Origin of the sequence: Acetobacter lovaniensis (assembly GCF_014207635.1) — a bacterium.
GTDB lineage: Bacteria > Pseudomonadota > Alphaproteobacteria > Acetobacterales > Acetobacteraceae > Acetobacter > Acetobacter lovaniensis.
This window is the reverse complement of the sequence record NZ_JACHIE010000044.1, coordinates 1-2,136: the sequence shown is the minus strand read 5'-3', so window position 1 is coordinate 2,136 and position 2,136 is coordinate 1. Positions and strand designations below refer to the sequence as shown.

General features: G+C 58.0%; 1 protein-coding gene and 1 tRNA gene. Both read left to right on the top strand.

The window, feature by feature from the left end; genetic code table 11:
• Nucleotides 1–18 precede the first annotated feature (18 nt).
• A tRNA-Met gene (locus HNR55_RS16595) sits at nt 19–95 on the top strand.
• 252 nt (nt 96–347) lie between these two features.
• Nucleotides 348–1,733 (top strand): hypothetical protein, encoded by a 1,386-nt coding sequence (locus tag HNR55_RS16590; RefSeq protein WP_166117205.1) that lies wholly within the window; start codon nt 348–350, stop codon nt 1,731–1,733.
• The last annotated feature ends 403 nt before the right edge of the window (nt 1,734–2,136 follow it).

The following is a 2,136-nucleotide window of genomic DNA, read 5'->3' as shown; positions in this document are numbered from 1 at the left end:
AATCAGCACTCTCTCAACCGCGGGGTGGAGCAGCCCGGTAGCTCGTCAGGCTCATAACCTGAAGGCCGCAGGTTCAAATCCTGCCCCCGCAACCACACGCTAAGTGTCTGAAAAGACAGAAGAAAAGCCACCCAAGAGGGTGGCTTTTTTTGTGCCCGAAATCCCACACAGGAAACACATAGGATGCAAATGGAATCAAATTCTAGCGTAAGAAGCTCCTGCGATTGGCTGGTTTCACGTCCGTGTGAGGAGAAGTGACCTCGGTTTCGGCCCGTCCGATCATGTACGGGTGCCTCGCGGGGATCGCCGTTCCGGGGTAGGGTTCGGCATGGCTGGCAGGACGAACCATGGCATCGCATGAACTTTCCGGATTGATCCGTTATCTTGGTCAGGACGACTGGGGCGCCTGCTTCGATGAGGTGCTGGAGCAACATCTGGGGCCGGCGCTGGACGCGGCGGAAGTGAGCTTCGATGACCTGAAGGAAATCATTGGTCCCGATGTGGCCATGACCTTGTGGGGATGTGCCTTCGAGGATTTTCTCGGACAGGACCGGGACGATGGTCGAAACATCGTTGACATCTATCTGAAGCGCCGGGGCTGGAAAGAAGGGCCGCGCAACAGCGCCTATATGCGCGCGCTCAGGGCTTCTGTCATGAGCCTGTATGAAGTCTCGGACATCAGACCCGGCCAGAGCTTCATGGCGCGTGACTTGCTGCGAGGCGGTGAGCCTGTTCTCGTGCATGAAGGCACCGCCACCCGGACACCCAGACAGTGGGACCGGATTGCAGCGCGGCTTGTGCCGTCGGATGGAAAGACCATTCTGGCAGGCGGCCTGCTCGCCTGTTCACGGGAGGCCTGTGAGGATCTGGCTGCAAACCTTTACAGGGCGCTGCGGAAAAGACGCGGCAAGGCGGAATTCCCGAAAGTCGATACGGAAACCCTGCGGGAACTTGCGCCGATGTTCACGCTGACCTGGCTGTTCCGGACCCTGGAGACCTTGGCCCGGCAAATGGAGGGAGCGCCTCAGCTTCTTTTCAACAGTGACGGTGATGAGCTTCTGTTCCACGAGATTCGTTACCCGCTGGCAAAAGGGGTGACGCAGAAGACTGTCGCGGCAGCGCTGGATGCTGTCCCGGATTTGCGTCCGGAGAGCCGGACGTTCTGGAACTGGCTTGAGAATCATGAAGCGCCGAAGAAAGCGTTCCGGCCGCAAGGGCGGGCGAAGGCGGGCCTTTCCCTGACAAGCGAGATGGATGACGGCGCGACAGTGTTGGGTACGTTGGAGTTGAGGGGGAGGCAACTCCTTGTCGGGATCAACTCGCGGGAACGGACGGCGCGTGGGCAGGCGATGCTGGCCGAAGTGCTCGGCAGTCTGGTCGGAACGCCGCTTACGCAGATCATGACGCCCGGCCAGACGATGGCCGAACAGGAGTCGCGATCCGGCCTGCGGGATGAGGGCTCTTTGTCCATTCCGCCAGAGGAGGAGGCGCGGCTCATTGGCGAGGTGATGGATCGTCATTACCGGCAGGTACTCGACGAGGCGGTGCCCGCGCTCGGAGACCTCACGCCACGTCAGGCAGCGCGCACGGCAGCCGGCCGTCAAAAGCTCATAGTCTGGCTCAAACATCTTGAGAACAATGCCGCAAGGTCTGGAGACGCGCAGCGTGGCATCGCTGCGTACGACTTTACCTGGATGTGGGTGGAACTCGGTGTCGCCCAATTCAGGAAATAGGCCGCTTACGCCTCATTTCGGACATACGTACCGATGAACAGTTTTACGCAGAGCGGACATAAGCAACAAGGTGTATCTTGACTGGGTTAGGCCGTAAGCAGTCTGACCATCTCTAGATGGCTCCTGCGCTGCAAGAGAAAAGTGATATTCGGGCGTTGGTCGATAACAGACCGAACACTTTCATGAGCCGAGATTATTCGGACGCTTATCCAAACCACTCATGGTCAAGCTACTGACGGAAGCCATTACCTATCATGCATCTCTCAGCGGAAAATCGTGAATTACTGCTGGAGCTGTTACGTAGAGTTTGACCTTGCCCCCTGAAATGCCCTCGACTTGAAGTAAGGTCTGTCTACTGGAGACAGACGATGAAGAAAGTACGATTTACGCAGGACCAGATTAT